The sequence below is a fragment of the Nocardia sp. NPDC047038 genome (assembly GCF_040644075.1).
GTDB lineage: Bacteria > Actinomycetota > Actinomycetes > Mycobacteriales > Mycobacteriaceae > Nocardia > Nocardia sichangensis.
The window spans coordinates 176,907-200,703 of the sequence record NZ_JBEYVQ010000004.1 but is presented as its reverse complement, the minus strand read 5'-3'; the positions used below and the strand labels follow the sequence as shown (position 1 = coordinate 200,703).

21 protein-coding genes and 2 pseudogenes are annotated in these 23,797 nt (G+C 65.7%); 13 read left to right on the top strand and 10 right to left on the bottom strand.

The annotated features are described in order from the left end of the window. Positions 1–192: 192 nt before the first annotated feature. Positions 193–501: a hypothetical protein gene (locus tag ABZ824_RS17435; RefSeq protein ID WP_356964102.1), complete on the bottom strand. Its 309-nt coding sequence runs from the start codon at positions 499–501 to the stop codon at positions 193–195. A gap of 344 nt (positions 502–845) precedes the next feature. Between ABZ824_RS17435 and ABZ824_RS17430 the strand changes: the two genes are divergently transcribed. The 5 genes from ABZ824_RS17430 to ABZ824_RS17410 all read left to right on the top strand — a co-directional run bounded on the left by ABZ824_RS17430 (position 846) and on the right by ABZ824_RS17410 (position 3,854). After that, positions 846–1,382 (top strand): putative immunity protein, encoded by a 537-nt coding sequence (locus ABZ824_RS17430; protein ID WP_356964551.1) that lies wholly within the window; start codon positions 846–848, stop codon positions 1,380–1,382. Next, positions 1,379–1,888, top strand: a complete 510-nt coding sequence (locus tag ABZ824_RS17425; RefSeq protein ID WP_355078110.1) for a putative immunity protein — start codon at positions 1,379–1,381, stop codon at positions 1,886–1,888. The genes ABZ824_RS17430 and ABZ824_RS17425 overlap by 4 nt, the downstream gene beginning before the upstream one ends. A gap of 173 nt (positions 1,889–2,061) precedes the next feature. Beyond that, positions 2,062–2,679: a helix-turn-helix domain-containing protein gene (locus tag ABZ824_RS17420; RefSeq protein WP_355078104.1), complete on the top strand. Its 618-nt coding sequence runs from the start codon at positions 2,062–2,064 to the stop codon at positions 2,677–2,679. Between the two features lie 11 nt (positions 2,680–2,690). Continuing rightward, the gene (locus tag ABZ824_RS17415) at positions 2,691–3,338 is read left to right on the top strand and encodes an enoyl-CoA hydratase/isomerase family protein (protein ID WP_356964100.1); all 648 of its coding nucleotides are present in this window, start codon (positions 2,691–2,693) and stop codon (positions 3,336–3,338) included. Positions 3,339–3,365: 27 nt separating this feature from the next. After that, positions 3,366–3,854, top strand: a complete 489-nt coding sequence (locus tag ABZ824_RS17410) for a hotdog fold domain-containing protein (protein WP_356964098.1) — start codon at positions 3,366–3,368, stop codon at positions 3,852–3,854. A gap of 139 nt (positions 3,855–3,993) precedes the next feature. Here ABZ824_RS17410 and ABZ824_RS17405 read toward each other — a convergent pair whose 3' ends face one another. After that, on the bottom strand, positions 3,994–4,587 hold the full coding sequence (locus ABZ824_RS17405) for an RDD family protein (protein WP_356964097.1): 594 nt from the start codon (positions 4,585–4,587) through the stop codon (positions 3,994–3,996). Between the two features lie 578 nt (positions 4,588–5,165). Between ABZ824_RS17405 and ABZ824_RS17400 the strand changes: the two genes are divergently transcribed. Beyond that, complete coding sequence (locus ABZ824_RS17400; protein WP_356964096.1) at positions 5,166–5,636, top strand: RDD family protein; 471 nt, start codon at positions 5,166–5,168, stop codon at positions 5,634–5,636. Between the two features lie 815 nt (positions 5,637–6,451). Then, positions 6,452–7,573 carry an alpha/beta fold hydrolase gene (locus tag ABZ824_RS17395; protein WP_356964094.1) on the top strand — a complete coding sequence of 374 codons (1,122 nt, stop codon included), beginning with the start codon at positions 6,452–6,454 and terminating at the stop codon, positions 7,571–7,573. 37 nt (positions 7,574–7,610) lie between these two features. Here ABZ824_RS17395 and ABZ824_RS17390 read toward each other — a convergent pair whose 3' ends face one another. From ABZ824_RS17390 to ABZ824_RS17375, 4 genes and pseudogenes are all read right to left on the bottom strand, one after another. Next, complete coding sequence (locus tag ABZ824_RS17390) at positions 7,611–8,171, bottom strand: helix-turn-helix domain-containing protein (protein ID WP_356964093.1); 561 nt, start codon at positions 8,169–8,171, stop codon at positions 7,611–7,613. Positions 8,172–8,299: 128 nt separating this feature from the next. Next, positions 8,300–8,431, bottom strand: a pseudogene (locus ABZ824_RS17385) (ATP-binding protein); the annotation flags it as partial. Between the two features lie 6 nt (positions 8,432–8,437). Further along, positions 8,438–9,221 (bottom strand): annotated as a pseudogene (istA, locus tag ABZ824_RS17380) (IS21 family transposase); the annotation flags it as partial. Between the two features lie 328 nt (positions 9,222–9,549). After that, complete coding sequence (locus tag ABZ824_RS17375; protein WP_355078097.1) at positions 9,550–10,035, bottom strand: hypothetical protein; 486 nt, start codon at positions 10,033–10,035, stop codon at positions 9,550–9,552. Between the two features lie 812 nt (positions 10,036–10,847). Here ABZ824_RS17375 and ABZ824_RS17370 point away from each other — a divergent pair. The 3 genes from ABZ824_RS17370 to ABZ824_RS17360 all read left to right on the top strand — a co-directional run bounded on the left by ABZ824_RS17370 (position 10,848) and on the right by ABZ824_RS17360 (position 13,732). Beyond that, positions 10,848–11,021 (top strand): hypothetical protein, encoded by a 174-nt coding sequence (locus ABZ824_RS17370; RefSeq protein ID WP_356964092.1) that lies wholly within the window; start codon positions 10,848–10,850, stop codon positions 11,019–11,021. A 413-nt stretch (positions 11,022–11,434) separates the two neighbouring features. Next, on the top strand, positions 11,435–11,662 hold the full coding sequence (locus tag ABZ824_RS17365; RefSeq protein WP_356964091.1) for a hypothetical protein: 228 nt from the start codon (positions 11,435–11,437) through the stop codon (positions 11,660–11,662). Between the two features lie 255 nt (positions 11,663–11,917). Further along, positions 11,918–13,732 carry an ATP-binding cassette domain-containing protein gene (locus tag ABZ824_RS17360; protein WP_356964089.1) on the top strand — a complete coding sequence of 605 codons (1,815 nt, stop codon included), beginning with the start codon at positions 11,918–11,920 and terminating at the stop codon, positions 13,730–13,732. Positions 13,733–13,940: 208 nt separating this feature from the next. On the opposite strand, the gene ABZ824_RS17355 is transcribed toward ABZ824_RS17360, so the two are convergent. Next, on the bottom strand, positions 13,941–15,533 hold the full coding sequence (locus ABZ824_RS17355; protein WP_356964087.1) for an HD domain-containing phosphohydrolase: 1,593 nt from the start codon (positions 15,531–15,533) through the stop codon (positions 13,941–13,943). Positions 15,534–15,975: 442 nt separating this feature from the next. After that, the gene (locus tag ABZ824_RS17350; RefSeq protein ID WP_356964085.1) at positions 15,976–18,684 is read right to left on the bottom strand and encodes a TIR domain-containing protein; all 2,709 of its coding nucleotides are present in this window, start codon (positions 18,682–18,684) and stop codon (positions 15,976–15,978) included. A 739-nt stretch (positions 18,685–19,423) separates the two neighbouring features. Between ABZ824_RS17350 and ABZ824_RS17345 the strand changes: the two genes are divergently transcribed. Continuing rightward, on the top strand, positions 19,424–19,732 hold the full coding sequence (locus ABZ824_RS17345) for a DUF6802 family protein (protein ID WP_356964083.1): 309 nt from the start codon (positions 19,424–19,426) through the stop codon (positions 19,730–19,732). 517 nt (positions 19,733–20,249) lie between these two features. Here the strand turns inward: ABZ824_RS17345 and ABZ824_RS17340 are convergent. Both ABZ824_RS17340 and ABZ824_RS17335 read right to left on the bottom strand, forming a co-directional pair. Further along, positions 20,250–20,456, bottom strand: coding sequence for a hypothetical protein (locus ABZ824_RS17340; RefSeq protein ID WP_356964082.1), 207 nt, complete (start codon positions 20,454–20,456; stop codon positions 20,250–20,252). Positions 20,457–20,771: 315 nt separating this feature from the next. Then, positions 20,772–21,536 carry a TetR/AcrR family transcriptional regulator C-terminal domain-containing protein gene (locus ABZ824_RS17335; RefSeq protein WP_356964080.1) on the bottom strand — a complete coding sequence of 255 codons (765 nt, stop codon included), beginning with the start codon at positions 21,534–21,536 and terminating at the stop codon, positions 20,772–20,774. Positions 21,537–21,568: 32 nt separating this feature from the next. Here ABZ824_RS17335 and ABZ824_RS17330 point away from each other — a divergent pair, with 32 nt between their 5' ends. Beyond that, positions 21,569–22,081 carry an FAD-dependent monooxygenase gene (locus ABZ824_RS17330; protein WP_356964078.1) on the top strand — a complete coding sequence of 171 codons (513 nt, stop codon included), beginning with the start codon at positions 21,569–21,571 and terminating at the stop codon, positions 22,079–22,081. A 306-nt stretch (positions 22,082–22,387) separates the two neighbouring features. Continuing rightward, positions 22,388–23,794: a selenium-binding protein SBP56-related protein gene (locus ABZ824_RS17325; RefSeq protein WP_356964076.1), complete on the top strand. Its 1,407-nt coding sequence runs from the start codon at positions 22,388–22,390 to the stop codon at positions 23,792–23,794. Positions 23,795–23,797: the final 3 nt, after the last annotated feature.

Below are 23,797 nucleotides of genomic sequence, written 5' to 3'. Positions count from 1 at the left end.
TGATCAAGGAAATCTGATCCCTACTTGGGAGTGTCCGCTCAAAACGCATTCCGAACGGCATTTCTATCGACCGGACACACCGCTACCCTTCCGACGTGGGTCGCGGACCATAGCTCGAGTCCAAGTATGCCTAGTACACAGGGCGGCCCCGGAACCGAAGACGGTATTCCGGGGCCGCCCTACGTACTGGGTTCAGGCGCTGGTCGGATGTCCTCGATTCGGATCGTGGCGACGGTGAAGTACCGCACCGCGCGGGAACTGCTGATCTTGCAGCCACTCGCCGGTGAGGGTGTCCCCTGCGGTGGTGAGCGCCTCGTCATGCCCAATTCGCTCGCTCAGAGCGAGCGCCTGGCGTTCGTCCTGCACGAGATGTTCGCGGTCCCATTCCAGGAAATCGGCGAGATCTTGGGTAGATCGACCGATGCCACCAAGATGATCGCCAGCCGGGCTCGTCGCAACGTCCAAGCCACAGATCAGCCGACGGGCCTCGGTCGTGATCATCGAGAAATCGTCCAAGCCTTCCCTGGGCGGCGATTCGAAGCGCTCCTGCGCGTCCTCAACCCGAACGTGAAGCTGACCGTAGACACCTCCGACCAGGGTCAGTGGTCCGATGGCGTGGAAGCGGCGCTGGACGGGTGGGCCCGTCTCAGGTGTGGGGATGCTCGTTTCGGCTGTCCGGTCATTCGCGGCTGCCGTGGAATCACTTTGAGGGTTTATGGTCACATCCCCTGGTTATATGGCCACAACGTTCAACCGAACGTTCAAGGTTACGATCGGAGGGTGTGAACCTCCGGTCAGAGCCTCCCCTCCGGCGCAAGCAACGCACCCCAGACTTCGCGTTGACCATGGACGAGATCAGGGCAGTGACGGCTTTTGCCATGACCTCGGCAGAGCAGGTACTTCCGCTGTTCGAGGCATGTCACCCCGATGACAGCAGACCCCGCGACGCGCTCGCCGCCGCAGCCGCGTTCGTCCACGGAGACCACCGCTCTCGCGCCCAGCGTGTGACGGCACCTGCCGCCCACCGTGCTGGGCGAGAAGCGGCGGCGCCCGTGCCGTTTCACGCCGCGATGGCCGCGGGCGATGCCGCCGCGTCGGCGTATCTGCATCCGCTGGCGGATGCCGCTCAGGTCAACCACATCCTGCGCGCGTCTGCGCACACCATCCGAGTATTCGAGCTGCGCCCCAGCGACGAATACGGCGACTCGGTCGAGCGCATCGTCGACCTCGCGACGCCACTGGTGATCGACGTCCTCCGTCGTTATCCGAGGATCGGTGCCGGCACGAACCGGGTCGGCCAGCTCGTGCACCAGCTCGACAACCGCCTGCGAGATGAGCGCACCCCGTCACCGCGGCACGAGCGAGGGGCGGAGCGGCGATGATCCTGCCCAAGGTCCGAGACCCCCGGATGGTGACGATCCGTCGGGGTGGCCGCCTGACCGATGCCGACCATCAGTTGCTCGCGCTGTGGGCGGCGGCATGCGCCGAGCACGTTCTCGGCCATTTCGAGCACGAACAGCCCGACGATCCACGCCCACGAGACGCCATCGCCGCCGCCAGAGCGTGGGCGCGAGGCGACATGCCGATGATGCAAGCCCGGGCAGCAGGCGGACACGCGATGGGCGCCGCCCGCCCGCTGACCGGCGCGGCCCGGTTCGCCGCCTACGCCGCCGGACAAGCCGCATGCGTTGGACACGTCGCCGAACACGACCTCGGTGCCGCCGCCTACGCGATCAAAGCCGTTCGAAGCGCGCATCCCGGCAATCCCCAGGCGGGCCGGATCGAGCGTGACTGGCAGCGAGACCAGCTCACCGACCCCATCCGCGCCCTGGTCCTCGAAGACCAGGCCCGGCGCAACAGCATCTGCTGGTCGGTCTTCTCCGACTGAGCCGCACGGCATCTCCGCCGTATCGACCGCTGTCCTGGCAGTTTCCGGTCGGGGTGATCCGGTCTTCGAAGGGACCGCGAACGCGGTGCGTGCGGGCTTCACCTCAGCTGGGAAATTCACCATCGACCACCCTGTCCGTAGTTACGGAGCGAATGCTCTGTTATGCTCCGGCCATGCCCCGTCCTCGCGTACACGCTCTGGATCAGCTCATGGATGCCGCAGAACGGTTGGCAGTCGACTCCGGACCCGCTGCGGTCACCGTCCGCGCGCTCTCGGAGGCCGCGTCGGTGTCCAATGGCGCGATCTATCACGCCTTCGGCTCCCGCGCCGGGCTGATGGGACGTGTCTGGCTGCGCGCCGCGCAGCGGTTTCTGACTTTGCAGCGTGAGGCCGCGGATCGTGCACTGGCGCACGGGGGTGCCGTCGAGGCGGTCGTCGCGGCCGCCGACGCCCCTGCCGAATTCCTGGTGCAGCAGCCGGTTTCGGGGCGTTTCCTGCTGACCGTGCCCCGCCGGGAACTCCTCGGTTCCAGCGAGATCCCCGACGACATCGCCGAGCAACTACGCCGACTCGATCAGACCCTGACCGAGCTGTTCGTAAATCTGTCGCGCGGCGTGTTCGACCGCGCCGACCGTGAGGCCGTCGCCGTCATCCGTGATTGCGTGGTGGAACTGCCCACCGCGCTGCTGCTGCGCGGCCGCCGGAGCCCCGATACCGCAGTGCGCCAACGCCTCGCCGCGGCGGTCCGCGCGGTACTGGCCGTACCCCTGCACCCCACCACAACGAAGTGAAAGGAAACACCATGACCGCGAACCTGCACTACCAGGACAAGATCGCCGTACTGAACCTCGGCGACGACGAAAACCGTTTCTCCCCGGACTGGCTCGACACCGTCAACACCCACCTCGACGCCATCGAGCGCGACGCGCAAGGGGTGGTCACCACCGGCAGCGGCAAGTTCTACTCCAACGGTCTCGACCTGGACTGGCTGATGGCCAACGGCGACCGCGCCGAATGGTACGTCGGCCGCGTCCAGGAACTGTTCGCCCGCATCCTCACCTTCCCGCTGCCCACCATCGCCGCGGTGAACGGCCACGCCTTCGGCGCCGGCGCCATGCTGGCCACCGCCCACGACTACCGCGTCATGCGTGAAGACCGCGGCTACTACTGCTTTCCCGAGGTCGACATCAACATCCCCTTCACCCCAGGCATGGCCGCGCTCATCCAGGCCAAGCTCGGCCCCCAGGCCGCCGTGACAGCGATGACCACCGGTTACCGTTTCAACGGTCCGGACGCCCTGGCTGCCGGGCTCGTCGACGCCACCGCCGCCGATACCGAGGTCCTCGCCACCTCCATAACCCGGCTCACCCCCATTCTCGGCAAGGACCCCGCCACCCTCGCCGCCATCAAGACCACCATGTACAGCGCGGTCACCACCGCACTGCGCTGACACCGCTCGAACCGAGGAAGACCGTCGATGACAACCACCACGGACAAGCCGGCCGGCACCAATCTCGCGCTCTGGAACACACTGCAGCGCTTGCCATTCGGCAACTGGTTCTTCACCCAGGCGCTTTGCTTCAAAGCCCCCTATTTCCGCAGCGTGCACCCCCTTCTCCAAGAGCTGCGGCCCGGACTGTGCCGGGTCAGCGCCCCCAACCGGCGCAGCGTCCACAACCACCTCGGCACCTACCACGCCATCGCCTCCTGCAACATGGCCGAGCTCGCCGGCGGCATGATGACCGACGCCACCATCCCCGCCACCCATCGGTGGATCCCGGTCGGCATGACCGTGGAATACAAGTCCAAGGCAACCACCGCAGTGACCGCCGTCGCCTCCCTCGACCCCATTCCCGACTTCGGCGACGAACCCACCGAACTCGTCGTCCCGGTCGATATCCTCGACGCCGACGGCAAAGCCTTCGTCACCGCCCGGATCACCATGCACGTTTCCAAGAAACGCTGACGCCCACACCGGCTCACAAGCCCCTGGCACCACGCTGCGCGAACCAGGTGACCAGAAACGACGCCTCGAGACCGCTTCGGTTGGAGTGCACAATTTCTTGTGCTCCGGTTCAGCGATTGCGAGGCCGAAACGGACTGGTCTATGGTCGCTTTCGCATGTCCACGCGGCCCGGCAGTACCATGGGGATGTCGTTCTTCCAGTCGATCTTTCGCTTGGCCGCGCGTACCACCCGGCTGCCAGTTGCTAGATCGTGTAGGGCCAGGCGTTTTCCCGCGGGAATCGCCGCGAGGAAGAAGCTCACAATGAGCGTTAGGAAGCCGACAACGGCGATCCCATTGAGTACGGCTGATTCCGGATTCGATCCCGAAAGGGACATGAATACGAACGGCAGGAAGATGATCAGCATGCGCGAGGCTGCCGGCAGCAATTCCAGCCTTGGCCGAGCCCACTCTCCAGAAGGTACTACCCGAAGTCCGAGAATCCCTTTGCCGAGAGTCTGTCCGTCGCGGCGGATCAACAGAAAGACCTCCAATCCAACGTAGGCGATGAAGTAGCACAACCACGCCGCTGATCCGTAGACCACCGCTTCATGGGCTTCGGTCGTCAGCAAGGCGACCGGGACCAACAGAATTCCGACGGGTACGGCGACGACGAATGTGAGTAGCAGGCAGAAAGCAAGGTCGAGGAGCCTTGCGGCGAGACGCCGGAAGAACGGAGCGGATTCGTAGGGCATCTGACCTCATCTGTGGCTTTTCTTCGATGGCGAGTTGCCCTCGGCGAGAGCGGCTCTGGGTACTGTGTCGCAATCGCCGCGCCCCCGCGCTTCGTTACTCGACTGACAAAGGGAGCGTGAGCTGAAAGGTCGGTCAAGACAGCCGCGAGTGGCGATCGAATCCAATGCGCTGATCGATCCGGCCATGGACGGCGTGCTGTCCGTCGGCGAGGCGTAAGGGCTGATCCAGCAGGGTCTGTCCGGTGGTGACGCGTTCGGTCGCGAGGCGCGGCGGAGACCGCGCAGCCGCTCCGAAACAGCAGTAGCCGTGGATCGCCGTGGCGGCAGGTCACAAGAGCAACCTGAACGCCGCCACCGAGGCGAGGAGACTTGGGCGGGCTCAGTATCCAATTTCAGAAGTGGTGCGCAGCAGATGAATTCACGTCCGGCGAACGGGCGATAGTGCACTGGAGTCGGTACTCTCGGTCTACAGTGGTCGCTGCGATCTGTGCATTGCCCTGAGTGACAGGTTTTCGGGCGACGCGCCAGTCCGGCGGGTGAGTGCGCGGTCGGACATGGGATCGATATGAGGAGGAATGATGACTGCGGGTGGGTACGGCCAGAATCCGGGGCAGGTGGTCGGTGTCGCTGCGGCCGGGATCGGAGGCCGTGCCGCGGCCAGATTCATCGACTGGATCATTGCCGGCATCATCGGCGGATTACTGTTCTGGGTGCTCGAGCGGGTATCCGACCTGCCGGGATGGGTTTCGATTCTTCCTGGCGCCGGATTCGGGTTCCTGTACTTCGTATTCTTCGAGGTGGTGACCGGGTCGACGCCGGGCAAGAAGGTCCTCGGACTGCATGTCACCGGGGCCGGTGGCGCGGCGAAGCCGAATGTCGTGGAATCGGCGAAACGCAACGCGTACATGCTGTTCAACTTGATTCCGTGGGTCGGCGGTATCTTCTGGTTCTTCGCGGCCATCGCGATCGCCGTCACAGTGACCGCGAGTTCGACGAAGCAAGGCTGGCACGACAACTTCGCGGGTGGCACGCAGGTGGTCAAGCGCTGACGCGAGCGCGCTGGTTGCCTTCGCCCGGACGGTGCGATCACGTCGGCGCCCGGATCGGCCGGATCCGCCGACGACCCGGACATCGGTGCAGCCGTCCCTCCGACACACGCCGCCAGCGCCTCCTCGAACTCGGAGGGACTCAGCGAGTTCTGCCGTAACGCCGCCAGCACCCGCGCGTCATCACGAGCACGTACCCGGCGGGGATGCCATACCGCCAGCGCGGCCGCGCAGCCGACGACGGCCGGCGCGTACACCCCCGTAGATGCGAGTGCCACGGCTTGCCGTTCGGCGATGTCCGCGACCTTGGGTGCAACGACCATCGCGGCGACCGCGGTCATGAACATCAACGCCGCCGCATCCGACCCGCGGCGACCACGTCGTCTTCGCATCCTCGTGCCCCCTTCAGCAGCTTGCCCGGCTCTTGCTCGGCCTGGCCGGTCGGCCGATCTCGATCGTCACGGCTGCCGCCCGATTCCGCCCACGTCGGAGGCCTCTCGGTGATGGCGCCGAGGCAGAACGCGGCGGGAGGTGGGTGGCCGGGCTATCCCGCGGGCCGCAGCGCGTGAATCCAACGCCGAACTGTCAACTCCGGCCCAACCGTGACCCATCTCTTCCGGCTCAACGGTGACCCATCCGAGTCCGACGGCGTCCGGCTAATGCGGATTACAGCGCAATTGGGCGGTTGAGTTGCCGCCACCGTGGATCAGTGACCCCGCCACTTCTTGACTGACGCCCAAGAAGTCCTTACCGTAGCTGCGACCTGCTTCTTGGATGGCGTCCAAGAAGAGTGGTGGTGAAGCGGGAGGACGCGAGTCATGGACATGAGTGGGCCGGCCGATCGGCGCGAGGCGGTAGCGGTGCGGCGGCGTGAGGTTTCGTTCGCCTCTGGCCAGGACGAGTGCGCGGCCTGGTTGTACACCGCGCCTGACCTGAACGGTCCGCGCCCGATGGTGATCATGGGACACGGGCTCGGGGCGGTGCGGGAGATGCGCCTGGATGCCTACGCGGAACGGTTCGCCGACGCGGGGTGGTCGGTGCTGGTGTTCGACTACCGTCACCTCGGGGCCAGCGGCGGAGCACCGCGCCAACTCCTCGATATCGGCCGCCAACGCGCCGATTGGCATGCCGCCCTGGCCTTCGTACGCACACTGTCGGAGGTTGATGTCGACCGCATCGCGTTGTGGGGCAGCTCTTTCGGCGGCGGACATGTCCTTCAGGTCGCCTCCGAAGACACCCGCATCGCGGCGGTCGTGGCCCAGTGCCCCTTCACCGATGGACCGGCGTCGTTGCGCTCGCGTATCCGGACCGGCCCGCTGAGCGTGGTAGCGCTGACCGTGGCAGGCATCCTCGACACGGTCGGTTCCTGGTTCGGCGCGAAGCCGATCCTGTTGCCGATGGCGGGGACGTCCTGGATGCCCGCGTTCGTGGCCTCACCCGACGCCCTCGCCGGTGCTTCCGCACTCCTGCCTGCGGGGACCCGGCTCTCGCGGCGCACCAGCGCGTTGTTGAAACGGCTGCCGTCGGTGCGGGCTCAGGTGTCGAAGAACATCGCGCTGACCGAGATCGACGGTGGGGAAGAACCCGTGACCGGTGTCGGTCGCGACAGCATATGGGGTGTACTGCGCGGCCCGGACGGTGAATTCGATGCCGCCAACGCCCTGGCCGCACGGCTGGTGCTGCACCTCCCGATCGATCGGCCCGGTCGCGCGCTGGCTCGCTTCAGCACTCCGACGCTGCTGTGTGTCTGCGACAACGACGCGGCCGCGCCCGCGAAGACCACGAAGCGTCGCGCGCAGGGCCTGGCACACGTGCACGTCCAGAACTACCCCTGCGACCACTTCGGCATCTACCTGGGCGAGCACTTCGAACGCGCCGTGCGTGACCAAATCTATTTCCTGGCAACACAATTCGACAACACCGCACACAACACGCAGTAGGTCGCCCCTGGCTCGTGGACGTGCGGAGAGCAGGCACTCAGTCGGCGGCTGCGGCGAGACTGCGAGCGCTGTTCAGCAGCGTCTCGATCACCGCGCGCCGCTGGACCTGCTCCGTCGGATGCGTCAGCAAGCCTTCGACAACGAAGACGCCGATCGCGACCAGCGGATCCAGTTCGTCAGCGGGCACGCCGAGCTCGATCAGCTCTGCCCGGAACAATCCTTCGGCCAGCGCGTGGAACTGCTCGTGCCATTCGTGAATGGACGCGGACTCCTTGGCGCGCGTGTGCACCGTGCTCACCAACCGGCCCAGTTGCTCCAATTCCTCGACCAGCCACAACAGCCGATCAGCCAGCCCCGAGCCGAGCATTTCGCTGTAGGAGGCCATCGAGTCGGCCAGGACCGCGTCCAGGACCGCGATCAACACCGCGTCCTTGTCCTGGAAGTACCAGTACAGCGTGTTCGACACGACTCCGGCGTCGCGGGCGATCCGCGACATCGACGCCGCGTCGTATCCCTGCTCGACGAACAACCGCCGAGCAGCCACCACGATCTCCGCGCGCTTCTCTTCCCGATCCTGCGGACGTCTGTTGCGAGGCATCTCCAGTCCTGACCTAGTGCCAGCCCCGATGCTATCTTGACCAGCCCCCAAGAACGGCCCCGGCAGGCGAACGGTCAAGCAGGCGGTCCGACGAACATCCTCAAATGCCGCATATCGCGCGTTCGGGGTCAGGTGTTGGTCTTGGCGGCGGGGACGCGGCCGAGGTCGCGGTCCTTGAGCCGGTAGCTGTCGCCTTTGAGGGAGATGACCTCGGCGTGGTGGACCAGCCTGTCGATCATGGCCGCGGCGACGACGTCGTCCTTGCCGAGCCAGTCACGCAATTGAGCGTTGAAATCAGCTGGGCTGGTGAAGGTTCGGCCAAGCAGGAATGAGGTTTCCGGATAGCCGTTCGCGCGCTCGACGAGGCCCTTGGCTTCGGGATCGCCGGGGCGGCATTGGATCACCTTGATCCCCAGCATCCCGCGGAAGGCGTTCATCGCATCGGTCAGCTGCGGCTTGCCGCCACGCCACTGCCCGACCGCGGACTCGTTGTCCCACACCAGCACTCGCGGCACCCGGCCGCACCCCGAGATCAACGCCCAATGGCCTGCCAGCAGGTCAGGGCTCTGACGCGTCGGGATCATCACCGCCGCGATCATCCGGGAAGACCCGGTCACCATGACCAGCACCGGCGGGCGACAGAGGTGACCGAACCTTAGAGGAATATCAACCGGCGGGAACCACGGATCGCACTGCGCGAGCTCGCCAGCCTGATATTCCGTCCGCGAGGCCGGATCCGGCGGTTTGAACACGGACGCAGCTGCGCGACACGAGCGAAGAACACCGTCTTGCCACGCTGCCAGCCGACCCGTTCCATGATCACCGTCGTCGGCATGTCCGGGAACTCGGCCAGCAACGCACGGATCCGCGGCGCGAACGCATCGACCGCCGACCCTTCAGCACGCGTTCATATCTCGGTGGCTCATGCGCCGCCAGCGCCTTCTTCACCGTGTTCTTCGAGATCTGCAGATGCCGGGCGCTCGCCCGGATCGGCATCCCCTCGCCACGATGCAACCGACGAATCTCCGCCCAATCCTCCACGTTCAGCACCTCACGATTCGTCACAGGGTGGGGATCAGCGTTCACCCGGAACCTGGAGGTCAGTATTGGGCCGGAATCGACACGAACATCCGGTTGCCCGGTCGGGACGCGGCTTGTCGGTGGCTGAAGACCCCCTCTCACGGCTCGCTGATCGGCTGATCGTGTCGGGCTCTCGCGTCATACTGACGGTCGTGGGGTGCGAAGCCGTGCGGGTGCATTCACGCAGAGGGCGGGTTGGCGGCGGTTACGTGAGGGGGTCGGTCCGCTTCACCGATCGCCGCGCACCGCAGCGGCCGGGGCGCCACTCTATGGGTACCGCCGGAGACGGCACTTGCGCTCAGTTCAGTGTGAACGTCGCCGTACCCGAGATCTGCTCCATCTCCCTGTTGTTCGAGTCCAGCGCGACGATTCGAGCCTCCACCCGGCCGACGCCCGGAGCGGTGCCGAAACCGACGATGACGCCGTCCACCGTGTCTTGAACGACACCGTTCACGACGCGGTGCTGCTGCCCGTCCGCGTACCCGGTATCGAGGTTCTTGAAGCGCACAGCGACCTTCCAGTCCGAGCAGTTTTCCCCGGTCTGGGTGACGTTCACCCGCACGCCGAATGTGCCGGCCTTCTCCTGTCGCACGGTGACCGCGTCGATGATCGCCGAGCAGCTGGTCGGAACCAGGCGCGTCAGCGTCGGCGAGAACGGAAAGCCCGGGTCATGCGGTACCGCGGGAGATGGCGCGGCGAACCCGACCATCCCGGCGGCGGTCAACGCTGCGGTGACACCTGCGCGAGCCAAAAACCGTTGCGGCTGTTTGCGATTGAGAGACATGTCCGGTTTGTCGGATCACCGGCGGCCGGTGTTACAACAGTCGTCGCGTTAGTAGAGTCACTGTAACGTCTGGCATGGATACTGGTCGGGATCGCTTCGCCCATCGCGGGTACCAGGAATGCTGGCACTTATTCGAAAGTGTTGTCGTCGCATGCGCTCACGCGCCGCGTGCACCGAATGCCGGTGCGTCCCATCCTGTCGCGGAAGAGCGGCGTCACCTCATAGCGTCGCCGCGCGACCAGGAATGTTGGTTCGCCGAACGATGGTGATTGCCGCCGACCTGATCGAAAACGGACTGGTGCTCGCACCACGTCGCAGGCGGCTAGAAGCACTCTGGTCCCTCATGCTGTCCCGGCACCCGGTTACCAGCAGCAACCTTTACCCCGCCCGATCCGACCGTGGCCGGACCCACCCCCACGCCGCACGGCGCGGAAGCGCTCACCGGCCGGGCACCATGCGGAAGCAGTTCGTTCGATTGATGTCGGGCCATCCGGCCCCAGTCGGATCGGTGTGTCAGCGAGGTCGGATCCTTGCGGTCAGAGCCCGCTGCTGCCGAGGGACAGTACGCTGCTTCCGGCGCTGAGCAGCAGCGACAGAATCGACAAGAAATTCACTTCAGACCCTCTTTCTCCTGGTCACCGCCAGGGCTCTCATAGGCTGGCCCGGGAAGGTTTCGAGCGCTTCGGCGCCTCGTTTGCGGACCGCTGGCTGCAGCGTAAACACTCACCGCGGTCCGCCAGCGGGTTGCACTGCCCACCTCTGGCAACAACCGACACCGAGCAAGCTCCATGGCGTGTCCTGCCGCGCGATCGGTGAACCAGACAAGCTGCCACAACATCAAGCAAGACCCGGCCGAGTGGGCGATCCTCGGCAACGCGCCGTTGCGCATCGGCGGCCTGGGAGAGCGGATATGGCCGGGCCGACAGCAGGAACGAGAGCGCACCGGTAACGAGGTGGTCGAGCTGGGTGCGGTAGGTGTGCGTTGAAACGGACTCGGCACCCAAGGACGCTGCTCGGGGCCTGATCCGGGTGAGAACGACCTGTGACGCACCCGCAGAGGTCGCTACCCGGTCGAGCCGAACTCGGCGTCGCTGCCGTCCTCGATCGCGCCGTCGACGAACAGTGCAGTAATCGAATACATGCACTCCACCGGTGCAGGCAGGTTCGACTGAGGTGTCCGGTAGTGGGTGCCCTGGGATGCCGTCAAGCCAGACTGAACCACCGATCCGTTCTCTTGGCATTGGGCCGCCTCCGGGCATTCTGTTGCAGATCGCGTGCGGCCGCATGAACTGGGTATCACACTCGAACACCGAAAACGGCGAACAGCGGACGGATGAGAGTCACCTGAAGGGACAACCGGACGCTGCATGTCGATTGTTGTCGGACGGAGGAGAGCGTCATGGCGGTGCGCGACCGGACCTACCTCGTTCGCCTCGACCCATACCTGCGCGACGAGAGTGCGCCACAGGGCGGCGTTCGAGGGGTGTTCTTCGACTGGCTGCAGACCGTCGATGCGGAGCCCATCGAGCTCTGCGGCGCCGATCGCGTCGTCATCTGCTGTTCGCCGGAAGCCGCCGACCGCATCCGCGACCTCGAGTACGTCCTGGACGTCGAACAGCGCGCCTAGATATCCGCGCCGATAGCGTCGCCCGAGCAGACGTTCACCCCGGCCGGACGCTGGAGACGGATGATCAGCTGGGAGCGTGTACAGGCGGTCAGGTCGGGTATCAGCCACGTGAGGTGGTCCAGACTGCTGCTGTGGCAGCTGACCACGCTCAGCCCGACCCGGCCACCCCGCACACCCTGTCGCTCGGGCTAGCGCGTGGGCCCGCTGCCCGGGGGGTGATGGATTCTTGGTGGGCGTATTTGAGGCAAACGCCTCATGCGACCACGGAGGCGGCGGACCGATGATCAGGGCATGACGAAGCGAGTTCAGGAATCACGGAGATCACCGGTCACGACCGAATCGACATTCGAACCACCGACCGTCGAGCGAGGCGGTAAGCGTACTTCGGATCACGCACTCGGCGTGCCGGGCGGCGGGCGGGTCGATGCGGTCAACGTAAGCAGGAAGGTCGGGACGCGGCAAATTCTCCAGGAGCTGTCGTTGTCGATCGAACCAGGCGAATTGGTCGCCATTGCCGGCGGCAGCGGCGCAGGAAAGAGCACATTGCTGGAGATCCTCGCGGGACTGCGACCACCATCTGCCGGGGAGGTTCGGCATGACGGCGTCGTGCGCGGGGCCCGAGTCAGCGCCGATTCCCGTATCGGCTACGTGCCCCAAGAGGACATCATCCACCTCGAGATGCCCCTGCGCCGCACGCTGCGCTACGCGGCGCGGCTGCGGCTGCCCGCAGGCACATCGGCGGCCGAGGCGGACCGGGTGGTCGAAGAGACTATGCATGATCTCGACCTGGCTGATCGGGCCGAGGTGCCGGTCCGTGCGCTCTCCGGCGGTCAGCGCAAGCGGGCCAGTATCGCCGTGGAGCTACTGACCCGGCCGCACCTTTTCTTCCTCGACGAACCCACCTCCGGACTCGATCCATCGACCGCAGCCGACGTGATGCGCCTGCTGCGCCGACTCAGCCAGCGCGGAGTCACAGTCGTCCTCACGACGCATGAGCCGGCCGGCATCGACCGGTGTGACCGGGTGGTATTTCTGGCGCGCGACGGCCACCTGGCTTTCACCGGCAGCCCGGCCGAGGCTCGGCGCTACTTCGGCGTGGAGGATCTCGCCGAGGTGTACGACCGGCTGGCTCGTGAGCACACCCCCAAGATCTGGGCGAAGCGATTCGCGGACAGCGGTGGGCAGTCGAAAGCCCGGCCCGGCTCGGCTCTGATGCCCGCACCTGCCATCAGTTCAGACGTGAAGCGCACGGGCCCGGTCCGGCAATGGTGGCTACTTACCCAACGCAATGTCGATGTTCTCGTTCGCAACCGGCTGACCCTGGCGGTCCTGCTCGGGTCACCGGTGCTGGTCACTGCGATGATGGCGACGCTGTTCAAGCGCGGCGCGTTCGATCCGCGTAGCGAAGCCGACCTCGGCCCGGCCCAGATCGTGTTCTGGATCGCATTTGCAGGCTTCTTCTTCGGCCTTACGTACGGCCTGCTCCAGATCGTCGGGGAAATGGCCGTCTTCCGGCGGGAGCGCCTGGCCGGACTCAACGTGGGCGCCTACGTGACATCCAAGGTGACAGCGCTGCTTCCGGTGCTGGCAGGAGTGAGCGCGGTGCTCCTCGGTGTGCTGCGGGCCCTCGGTCGGCTCCCCGCCGTTGGGTGGGACGTGTCCGCCTTCCTGTTTCTGACGATTGTGATCGAGGCGGCCTCGGCGCTGGCCCTCGGATTGCTCGCCTCGGCCGCGGTCTCCAACGCCGCGCAGGCCGCCCTCGCCCTGCCGATGCTCTGCTTCCCTCAGGTTCTGTTCGGTGGCGCCATAGTCCCCGTTGACGAGATGGCCTTCCCGGGACGCCTGATGAGTCTCGGCCTATCCAACCGCCACGCATTCGAAGCGCTGGGTCGCGACCTGGATCTCGACCGGTACACCGCCACGCTGCCGGCCATGTCCGCCTACGGTGACACCTTCCACGGAGGCACCGGCGCCAGTCTCATCGCGCTCGCCTCGTTTGCCGGTGGCCTCATGCTGGCCACGGTATGGGTTTTGGATCGTCGATCCCGGCCCGGCGCGTCCCGGCGATGAAGGCCCAGCGCAGTCGGTCCCGCCAATTCTGAACAGATGTCGGCGGGACCCGGGCGTGCGGCAGTTCCGCACTTCCGAGTACACAGTCTGACGTCCAGACCGGCCCGTCGATACGAGTGCGGGGCCGAAACGGCACTGAGTCGCTGCCTGGGCCACGAACCCGACGCGCGCTGTCGGCTCGGCCAATCGGTGATCGGTCCCGACTGCTTCAATCTCCCACGGCCGCATTGACCGGGAAGCCAGCCAGACCCCGATCGATCGCGGCGAGACTGGCCTGCGTGCGGTTGTTGACACCGAGCTTGGTGTAGACGCGTTCGACGTGGTTCCGTGCCGTTTTCTCGGCGATGAACAGTTCGGCGGCGATTTCTCGGTTCGACCGGCCCTGCGCGACGAGTCGCAGAATCTGCACCTCGCGGTCGGTCAGCCCGGCCGGCCAGGGCGTCCGCCGCGATATCCGCGGACCGGCCACCGCAAGCACGGCCGCAGCCGATTCGGCGTCGAAGCGTCCGGCACGTGCCTCCTTGTGTAACTGATCGGCAGCGTCGCGAGGATCGAGCGGTGGCCGGTCGGGCCGCGGCTCTAGCAGTCCCTGATAAGCCTCCGCCGTGGCAAGCAGCCGGTCCTGGGCGGTCAACTCCGCGCCGGTGATTCCCCGGGGGAAGCCGGACCCGTCGATCCGTTCCCGGTGCTTCATCGCGACGGGCACCACCGACTCCAAGCCGTTAACTCGGCTCAGTATCCGGCCGGTCAGATCTGGATACATCCGTACCCGCTCCCATTCAGCCGTAGTGAGCGGCCCCTTCTTCTCCCAGATCTGATTGGACACTCCCATTTTGCCGAGGCCGTGCACTAGGCCGGCACGGTAGAGAAGCGTGATGTCCGACGGCGACATGCCCAGGTGTCGGGCTGAGGCGGCCACCAGATTCGCGACGCCACGCGAATGCCCCAGTGTGAAAGGAGATTTGAGATCGACGAAATCAGCCATAGCCTCGAGTAACTCGTCGCTCTCCTCGGCCGTCAGGGTTCGGTCACGATCCGGTGCTTGGGCCAACGCGTGGGTCCATACGTCGATTTCGAGTAACCCGTCCACGATCGCCGCCGCGTCACGATCGAACACCGCCGCCACGGCTGGACTGAACTGACTGCCGCGCCGAGAACGGAGCACATCCTTCGCGTGCTCGAGCCCACCCGTCCGCAGGTGTACCTCGATCACGTCTGCGACGTGAGCGATGTGGATCTCGACCGGGATATCCTCGCCGCGAGAACCGTTGGGCAATCCCCGGCCGTCCCAGCGTTCGAAGACATAGGCCAGCGCCTTTCCGACCTGCCCGTCCAAGCCCATCCGATCGGAGAGGACTCGGGCGGAACTGCAATGCGACTGGATCAGTGTGGCGACCTGGCCGCGAGCCGCGACCAGAAAGGTCGTGGCACGGAGGCCGCGCTCCCAGCCCGGCAATCCGCGTCCAACATGACTCATCATCAGCCGCAGAAACGGCAGGCCGGTCATGTCCACCGTGTAGGTGTCGGCCCGGAAGGCGATGTCGTCGCCGAAGAGCGCGGAGAGCTCGTGGGAATCGGCGTGACAACCGATCCATCCGACCAGATTGGCGTAGTACACGGTCGCTCGCTGTTGGAGGTCGAGCCCCATCCGCTCGGCGATCCGTGTCGCGATCAAGGACGACCGAAGCATGTGTTCCATCGGCTGACCCAGACCGAGGTCGATCGCAAGCGATATCGCGGCCAGCAGTTCAGCTCTACTCAGACCCTTCCGCGAGCCGGGCAGCGTCCCGTGCGGGTGCATCTTCCCATTGTCCACCCGAACAACGGCCATCTCGGCGGAAGACGAGACACCGGCCTGATCAGCCCGCGGGCCCCACGGCAAGATCAAGCCATCCGATGCCGATTCAGGGACGTACCTTACACACGCCGACGTCGTGAATCAGCTGCCCGATCCGACAAAGCAGACCTCTACCAGGCCCTCTACGGCTGCCCGTCCACGATCGGGGAGGGGGCGCCCCACTGGCGCAGCGTTTCGACGATTTCGGCCGCCGCCACTTTTGGGAGCCGGATGGAGGGTGCGGGCGACAGACTTAGGAGCGACCGCGTCGTATCTGGGTAGTAGGCGGTGTCGCTACTGGAGTCAGCAGGTCGCCGACGCTGATTCCGCTGCGCGGTATCAGCAGTTGTCGGCGTGAGAGGGTGGGGGACGCTTCGATAGTGCCGTGCGGCCGGACCGGGGAGGGCTATGGGCAAAGTTTCCTGTACTTTGGGCCCTTTGGTACGTACTGCATCCATCGATGCTGTGTGAAGGTGCCGTTGGCCCATTCACAGAGTGCGGACGCGGGGTCGATCGTGAAGCCGATATCCCACAACCGGACTGTGTGATCGTCGCCCCCGGTGGCCAGGTTTCTACCGTCCGGGCTGAAAGCCACGGAGCGGACTTGGTCTGCGTGGCGAGCGAGGGGGGCGCCGATCGGTTGGTGGGTGGTGATATCCCACAGCCGGGTCGTGCGGTCGGCGCTGCCGGTGGCGAGTGTTTTCCCGTCCGGGCTGAATGCCATCGAGTACACCACAGCGGTATGCCCGATGAGCGAATTACCGGTTTCACGGTGCTCGGCGATGTCCCACAACCTGATGGTTCCGCCGCCGATACTGACGGCGAGAGTCTTGCCGTCCGGGCTGAACGCTACCGAGTCGCCACCGAGTTGTGTGTCGATGTACAGAGCGAGCTGGTCGTGTGTCACGTCCCAGAGTTGAGTCGTTCCGGGGTTGGTGCTGATGGCGAGATTTTTGCCATCCGGGCTGAAGACCACAGAGTTCACCACGCCGTCTTGGCTGACGAGGGGGTCGCCGATGGACCGATGGGTGGCCACGTCCCACAGCCGTACCGTGCCGTGACTGCTGCCGGTGGCGAGGGTCTTTCCGTCCGGGCTGAACGCCACCTCGTACATTGCGCCGTCTTGGCTGACGAGGGGGTCGCCGATGGACCGATGGGTGGCCACGTCCCATAGCCGTACCGTGCCGTCGCCGCTGCCAGCGGCGAGAGATTTCCCGTCCGGGCTGAACGTCACTGACCAGATCGCACTGGTGTGCCCGGTGAGGGTGTCGCCGATAGGTTGGTGTGTCGTCACGTCCCACAGGCGCACGGTGTCCCCGCTGCCGGTGGCGAGAGTTTTGCCGTCGACGCTCAACGCCACTGACTCGACCCGATCGGTCTGGGCGGTGAGCAGAGTGCTGATCGGCTGGTCACCCGTTACCTGCCAAGTTCGGATCGTGTGGTCCCAGCTGCCGGTGGCGAGGAACTTGCCGTCCGGGCTGAACGCCAGCGACCATATAGCGTCGGTATGGCCGGTGAGGGGCGCACCGATCTGCTGGTGGGTCGTGGTATCCCACAGCCGAGCCGTGCGGTCGGCACTGCCGGTGGCGAGTGTTTTCCCGTCCGGGCTGAACGCTACGGACCACACATCTTTGGTGTGACCTTTCAAGGCCGTGCCGAGTTGCTGGTGGGTGGCGGCATCCCATAGCCGCGCGGTGTTGTCCTGGCTGCCGGTGGCGAGTGTTTTTCCGTCCGGGCTGAACTTCAGTGAGACGACCGTCATGCTGTGGCCGGTGAGCGGGGCACCGATCTGCCGATGCTGGTCCATGTCCCACAGCCGGACCGTGCCGTCAGGACCGCTCGCAGCGAGGGTCTTCCCATCCGGGCTCCACGCGACAGTCGAGACCATCTGGATGGTTCCGTGCTCTGTGTAGAGGGTGAACGGGGCGCCGATGAGTCGGTGAGTGGCGATGTCCCATAGCCGGATAGTGCGGTCGCCACCGCTGGTGGCGAGGGTTTTCCCGTCCGGGCTGAACGTTACCGAGGCTACGGTATTGGTGTGGCCGGTCAGTGGCTCTCCGATCGGCCGACGGGTCGCGATATCCCAGAGTCGCACGGTGTAGTCCCCGCTGCCGGTGGCAAGGGTCCTTCCATCCGGGCTGAACGCTAGGGAGGGCACCTGATCGGTGTGGCCGGTGAGGGGTTCGCCGATCGGGGACTGCGTACTCGTATCCCAAAGCCGGATAGTGCCCTCGCGGCTCCCTGTGGCGAGAGTCCTTCCGTCAGGGCTGAACGCCATCGAGATCACTCCGGTCATGTTTCGGCTCGTCAGCACCCCCGTTCCGGGATTGCGTGCGGCGACCAGCATGGCATGGCGGGCTCCCGGGCGGGGGTCTATCCGCCACGCGGCCAGGCTGTCGAATCTGGCTCCGTATGGGTCGGACTCGGCCAAATCTTCGCTCGAGTCGATCAGTCCGCGAGCTATCGCTATATCACGCTGTTTGCGAGCCTCGTTGCGCTGCAGTAGAAACCCAACACCCGCAACGATCGACAGGACCAGCAGCACGATAAGTCCAGCCACCGCCGTCCGCCGCCATCGCATCGACCGCCGATGCGCACTGACGTCGGCGCTGTCGAGCTGCTCCATCGGCAAGCCCCTCGGCCGGGACGCCAGCGACGCGACCGCCCTACGGAAACTACTGTCGCGCAATGACCGAATGTCTTCGTCGTGCGCGAATGCCAGTGATACCCAATGTGGTTCAGCTTCGAAGTATCCGCGCAGCGAGCGCGGCAGAGCGGTCGTGACCGTCCAGTCGAAATCACCGTCTCCCCATGCGATGACACCATCGGTCATCGCGATCAGGAACGTGTCCGGGGTTCCGTTGCGCCGCCAGAAATCGACCTCCTTCCCGACCCATGCCGAACTGGCAGCGGTCGGCGAAGCCAGCAGCAGAAAGTACCGCGAATGTGACAGTGCGGATTCGATTTCGGCTGGCAGGTCATGCGCTGCCGACAGGTCGGTCCGGTCACGGAACACCCGTATCGCCCTCGGCTGATTCCACGGCTTGGCCAACCGCGACAACGCCCGCTGCAAGTCAGATGCCAGCTTCTCGTCCGCGTCGTGGCTGTAGGACATAAACACATCGAACTTCTCCGGCCCACGTGCGGGGAACGAACTCGACCAGGATCCGCCCCCAAGTAACCGGCCCAACCGCCAGGCAAACATCACCAGTCACCTCCATAACCGATCAGCTGGCCTCGAATATCGACGTGGTCTATCTCGCTAACGGCTCCTCTCTGTGTCAAGTCTCGGTGAGTAGAGAGGTACTGACTTGTTGAATCGGAGCCGGAGTTCGTGGTCTGCAGCCATGATCTTCGAGGCTGCGGTCGGGGTCGCTCGGCAAACACCTGTCGCCTGCTGGGGCGGACCTTCTGACGGCTTGCGTCCCGGCCGCGGCCGCCGACGGGGGTTGGCGGTCTGGGTTCGGATACGGATCAGATCGTCGCGGTACTCGGTGAGCGTGCGCAGCACCTGCGCCGTCTCGTCGGTGTGCACCGATCGCAGTCCGGTGCTGTTGAGTGCGGCGATGCCGACCGACAGCGCATCGGCTCCGGCGTTCTTGCGGCCGTGCCCGGTGGAAAGCATTCGCACACGGTGGGCGAGTTTCGCTGGCACATCGAGGCATTCGATTCCGTCTTCGGCCAGCCCTTGGCGCGGGCCTTGGCCATGCCTCCTTTGCGGTGCGCAGGTGGCCTAGGTTGGCTTCGAATCCGGCGACCAGTGGTACCAGGTGTTGAATGGCGGCAAAGACCTCGATACTCTGGGCCGATGCTGGCCGAGTTCTTCGAAGGCATGGCGCCAGAAAGCAGGGGCCATGGTCACGTCGGGTGATTTGCCGGGACTGGATCTACCGCATGTCGACGCGCACTCCGAATTAGGCGGCCTCGGCGCCGTCGAGCTGCACCATCCCACCCAGGACATCGACCAAGACGGTCTGCTCGACAGCGTGACCATCACCGGTGACGATGCCATGCAGGTGTGGACCGACGTCGATCACGACGGCTTCGCCGATCACGTCAAGGTGGTGGAGAAGGACGGCGACTATACCGCCTGGGAGTTCCATCGACACCCGGACGGAACCTCGGAGTGGATTCGGACGGATCAGGGGCGGCTGGGCATGTGAGCGGTGCCGCCTTCGCACAGTTGACGTTCGAGATCACCATCGCGGAACCGACCTCATGAGTCAGCACAGCTGCAGTGGTTGGATGCGAAAGCTGTGACTGAAAGAACGACGATGGCTTGACCACGAAGACATCTTGCAGCGGCTCGGGCTGCGGATGGGCTTGGTCGGCGCTCGGCGGGACTGCCGATGAGGTCGGTCGGTGTGCTGGAGTTCGGGTTTCGTGGCGACGCGGGGGTTCGCGGACGAAGAGTTTTTGAGATCGGGTGGCAAGCCATCCCGTTGAGGGAGGGTGCGGCAGCGCCGGGTCGGGCTATGTCGGAACTGCGCCGACACTCGTTGCACGACACCACGCGGATGGTTGTTGATTCGGCGGGATAGCCACTCCCGTCAGCACTTTGCAGCGTCTGAAACAGCTACCAGCTGGTAGTCGGCCACCGAGAGATCCATCGGCCTCCGGGCGGGTGCGGCGGAATCGATCTCGCCGCGGGCGCGGAACCACCCCGATACTGTATCCCCCTCAGCGGCGAAACAGTTCGAACTGGCTGCCGGTTTGACGGCAGAACCAGGTCTTACCCAGCTCTTCTTGACCGAATTTAGCCACCCCATTCGCGACACAGGCTCCGTGAGTGGGGTAGTAGTCAACGGTTTCATCGGCCGCCGCCGAACCAGCCGAGCCGAAGGAGAAGGCCGCGATCATCGCCCCACTGATCAGATACTTCACCATGACGGGGAGTCTATAGCGTGACACTACTGCGCCGCGCATGAAATACGTTGGCCAGGTGCAGGTTCCGTCGGTGTCGAGGACAAGGCGGCCGAAGAAGGACTGTGTTGACCGTGACAGCACAGTTGTTTTCGGAGTTGTGGCATTGATTGCAGGGCTGGCGTGGAGTACCTGCCGCGACAGGTACTCCACGGAGTGATCACGGGTCGGCTCAGCGCGGCCGAACGGCGCCTGGTGGGGGTCGGCGGCCAGCAGGACCCGGTCGTGGATGCGGATCCCCGCGCCGCAACGGACCGGCGCCTGCAGCGACAGGTGCCCCTACTTGCTGACACCGCGGCGGCCGCAACCAGGGCGGGTGATCACGATCAACCCGCCGCCGATCCGCCACGACAGCAGATCCCCGGCCGCCAGTCCAGCGCCGTCAACACGGCTTTGTCGACCACGCGGCCGTTGGCATCGACCGGGCGGATGCCGTGCACGGCGGTGCTCGGCGGGTGTTTCTCCACAACGCCCAAAGGCGGACCAGGTGCATCCGCAACCGATTGATCGCCCACGGCGCGGTCGACCGTCGAGAAGGACGGAAGCACTGGTAGAAGTGCGTCCTCCGTCGCATCCTGGACCGGCTGGAGAACTTGTCAGGCTGAGGTTGTTCATGATCAGGCAGAGACTGAACGCGAAGCGGTCGGGCTCGGTGCCGGAGATCAGCTCGGCGGCATAGCGCCGGGTCTGCGGAAACGTGTCGGCGGGCAGTGCGGTGAACCGGCGCACCAGCTCCGCGCGGCTGACTACCCACTCCTGATCCGGGTGTTTCCGCCGGTGCTGGACCAGTGACTGTTCCAGGGCGTAGGCGCTGACGTAGAGGGACAGTGCGTCCAGCGTCCAGGCGGCCATCCGGGGTTCGATCCCGCCCGCGAGCAGGCTCGCGAACATCCCCTCCCGGCCCCGCAACGCCTCGAGGTTGGTGGGAACCATGGCCAGTGCGGCGCGCGAGACGCCGGGGTATTCCAGGTACTGGTCGCGGATCTGGGTGAACACGTCGAGGAGCTGACTGCGCCACATGGCCGGGTCCGGTTCGGGAAGCACGATCTCTGCGCTGAGCCTGCCGACGGGGACGGGTGAGCCTGCTACTCGGCGCGGTGCGCTTCCGTACCCCGCCGAAGGAGGCGGTCGAGGCGCTGGCACCCGAGGTGACCCTGCCCGATATGCGCGATTACGTGCGCTGGGCCACGATCGTGCCGTCGAACGGCTCACTCGGCACCGCGACCCCGCAGGAGGCCGTGCTGTCCAGGATGCCGGGCCGGCACCCGGACCTGCGGGCGCTGATCGAACAGGCCGATCCGGACAACAGCACCCTGCTCTCCATCCGAGTGGTCGAGCCCGGCGAACGCTGGTCGCCCGGTCCGGTCACGCTGCTCGGCGATGCCATCCACGCCACCTCACCGACCGGCGGCAACGGCGCCAACACCGCCTGCGCGACGCCGACCTGCTCCGCCGCTGCCGCACCGGCGGCCGCGACTCCTCGGCGCGATCGGCGACTACGAGCGCCAGATGCTCGAATACGGCGCCGAGGCCGTCCGCTTCAGCCTCAGGCGCTGCCCGCCATCGCCCCGCAGACAGAACCGGCCTGACACAAACCGAAGGTGCTGACTCTGGCTGACCTCGAAGCCCCATCCGGACATGGGTAAGGCAATCCGTGGGCCGCACGCTGACGATGCATCCAGATTCTCCGGCTAACGCTCTTCGACGGAACTGCGCCCTACCGCGCACTCTGCCGCCGCGCCGGCGGTAGCTGGTGGATCTGCGTCGATAGGCCGAGACTGTAATTGCCTGCCCGCGCCATACGGCACGCGACCACACGGGTCGCGCTCGCCTCGGAACCGCCAGATCGGGCGAGGTGCGTGGGTCTCCGCCTATCGACATAAAGGAGGCTGGAAATGAATCACTCAGACTTGGACCCGACCTTCTATCGGAGCGCAGCGGAGGCGGCGGCCGCGCCACCGGAGCGGCTCGCATACGTTGTTGCGTTCGACCGCGCGGCACAGAAGCCAGATGCGCTGTCAGTAATCGATGTGGATCCGGGCTCGGCTACCTACGGCCGGGTGGTGGGCTGGACCGAGGTACCCGACCTGGGCAACGAGCTGCACCATTTCGGTTGGAACGCCTGCAGCAGCGCGCTGAAGCACGAGGGCCACCAGATTGAGGGACTGGCTCGGCGGTACCTGATCGTGCCGGGTCTGCGCTCGTCGCGCCTGTACGTGTTCGACACCCAGCCCGACCCACGCCAGCCCACCCTGTCCAAGATCGTGGACAGCTCCGAGCTCGCGGCCAAGGCCGGCTACTCCCGTCCACACACGCTGCACTGCGGGCCGGACGGTGTGTTCATGACCTGCCTCGGCGGGGCAGACGGATCGGACGGGCCGGGCGGGATCGCGCTGCTCGATCACGGCACGTTCGATGTGCTGCGGCAATGGGAGACCGACCGTGGGCCGCAATACCTGGCGTACGACGCCTGGTGGCATCTCAACCAGAACACGCTGATCAGCAGCGAGTGGGGCACCCCGGCCATGATCGAGGACGGGCTGAACCCGGAATTGCTGCTGGCCAACAAGTACGGCCACGCGATCCATTTCTGGGACCTCACTGCCGGTCGGCATCAGCAGCGGATCGATCTCGGCGAGCAGTACCAGATGGCACTCGAGCTGCGCCCGTCGCACGATCCGGACGCCGCTTGGGGGTTCGTCGGCGTGGTGATCTCGACCGAGGACTTGTCGGCCTCCGTGTGGCGTTGGCACCGCGATGGCGGCGTGTGGGCGGTCGACAAGGTGATCACCATCCCGGCCGAGCCAGCCGATCCCGACCTGCTGCCGCCGGCACTGAAACCGTTCAGCGCGGTGCCGCCGCTGGTCACCGACATCGACCTGTCGGTCGACGACGCATACCTCTACGTCTCGTGCTGGGGTACCGGGGAGCTGAAACAGTTCGACGTGCGCGATCCGGCTGACCCGAAAGAGACCGGGTCGGTCCGGCTCGGCGGGATCGTAGGCCGCACCGCCCACCCGGCCGCGCCGAACCAGCCGCTTGCCGGCGGCCCCCAGATGGTCGAGATCAGCCGTAACGGTCGGCGGGTCTACCTCACCAACTCGCTCTATGGCGCATGGGACGACCAGTTCTACCCGGATGGGGTTGGCGCCTGGATGGCCGTGATGCGCATCCATCCCGACGGCGGAATGACCATCGACGAGTCGTTCTTCCCGCACGACGAGGACTTTAGAGGTCTGCGGGTGCACCAGGTGCGCCTCCAGGGCGGCGACGCCTCCTCCGACTCCTACTGCTACCAGTAGTCG

What these genes read in the sequence shown, in the direction of transcription:
- ABZ824_RS17365 (WP_356964091.1), top strand. Translation starts at nt 11,435, where the DNA reads ATGGCGGTGCGCGACCGGACCTACCTCGTTCGCCTCGACCCATACCTG.
- ABZ824_RS17340 (WP_356964082.1), bottom strand. Translation starts at nt 20,456, where the DNA reads ATGGTGAAGTATCTGATCAGTGGGGCGATGATCGCGGCCTTCTCCTTC.
- ABZ824_RS17375 (WP_355078097.1), bottom strand. Translation starts at nt 10,035, where the DNA reads ATGTCTCTCAATCGCAAACAGCCGCAACGGTTTTTGGCTCGCGCAGGT.
- ABZ824_RS17345 (WP_356964083.1), top strand. Translation starts at nt 19,424, where the DNA reads ATGGTCACGTCGGGTGATTTGCCGGGACTGGATCTACCGCATGTCGAC.
- ABZ824_RS17350 (WP_356964085.1), bottom strand. Translation starts at nt 18,684, where the DNA reads ATGTCCTACAGCCACGACGCGGACGAGAAGCTGGCATCTGACTTGCAG.
- ABZ824_RS17405 (WP_356964097.1), bottom strand. Translation starts at nt 4,587, where the DNA reads ATGCCCTACGAATCCGCTCCGTTCTTCCGGCGTCTCGCCGCAAGGCTC.
- ABZ824_RS17425 (WP_355078110.1), top strand. Translation starts at nt 1,379, where the DNA reads ATGATCCTGCCCAAGGTCCGAGACCCCCGGATGGTGACGATCCGTCGG.
- ABZ824_RS17430 (WP_356964551.1), top strand. Translation starts at nt 846, where the DNA reads ATGGACGAGATCAGGGCAGTGACGGCTTTTGCCATGACCTCGGCAGAG.
- ABZ824_RS17390 (WP_356964093.1), bottom strand. Translation starts at nt 8,171, where the DNA reads ATGCCTCGCAACAGACGTCCGCAGGATCGGGAAGAGAAGCGCGCGGAG.
- ABZ824_RS17355 (WP_356964087.1), bottom strand. Translation starts at nt 15,533, where the DNA reads ATGCACCCGCACGGGACGCTGCCCGGCTCGCGGAAGGGTCTGAGTAGA.
- ABZ824_RS17360 (WP_356964089.1), top strand. Translation starts at nt 11,918, where the DNA reads ATGCGACCACGGAGGCGGCGGACCGATGATCAGGGCATGACGAAGCGA.
- ABZ824_RS17395 (WP_356964094.1), top strand. Translation starts at nt 6,452, where the DNA reads ATGGACATGAGTGGGCCGGCCGATCGGCGCGAGGCGGTAGCGGTGCGG.
- ABZ824_RS17400 (WP_356964096.1), top strand. Translation starts at nt 5,166, where the DNA reads ATGACTGCGGGTGGGTACGGCCAGAATCCGGGGCAGGTGGTCGGTGTC.
- ABZ824_RS17420 (WP_355078104.1), top strand. Translation starts at nt 2,062, where the DNA reads ATGCCCCGTCCTCGCGTACACGCTCTGGATCAGCTCATGGATGCCGCA.
- ABZ824_RS17325 (WP_356964076.1), top strand. Translation starts at nt 22,388, where the DNA reads ATGAATCACTCAGACTTGGACCCGACCTTCTATCGGAGCGCAGCGGAG.
- ABZ824_RS17410 (WP_356964098.1), top strand. Translation starts at nt 3,366, where the DNA reads ATGACAACCACCACGGACAAGCCGGCCGGCACCAATCTCGCGCTCTGG.
- ABZ824_RS17435 (WP_356964102.1), bottom strand. Translation starts at nt 501, where the DNA reads ATGATCACGACCGAGGCCCGTCGGCTGATCTGTGGCTTGGACGTTGCG.
- ABZ824_RS17415 (WP_356964100.1), top strand. Translation starts at nt 2,691, where the DNA reads ATGACCGCGAACCTGCACTACCAGGACAAGATCGCCGTACTGAACCTC.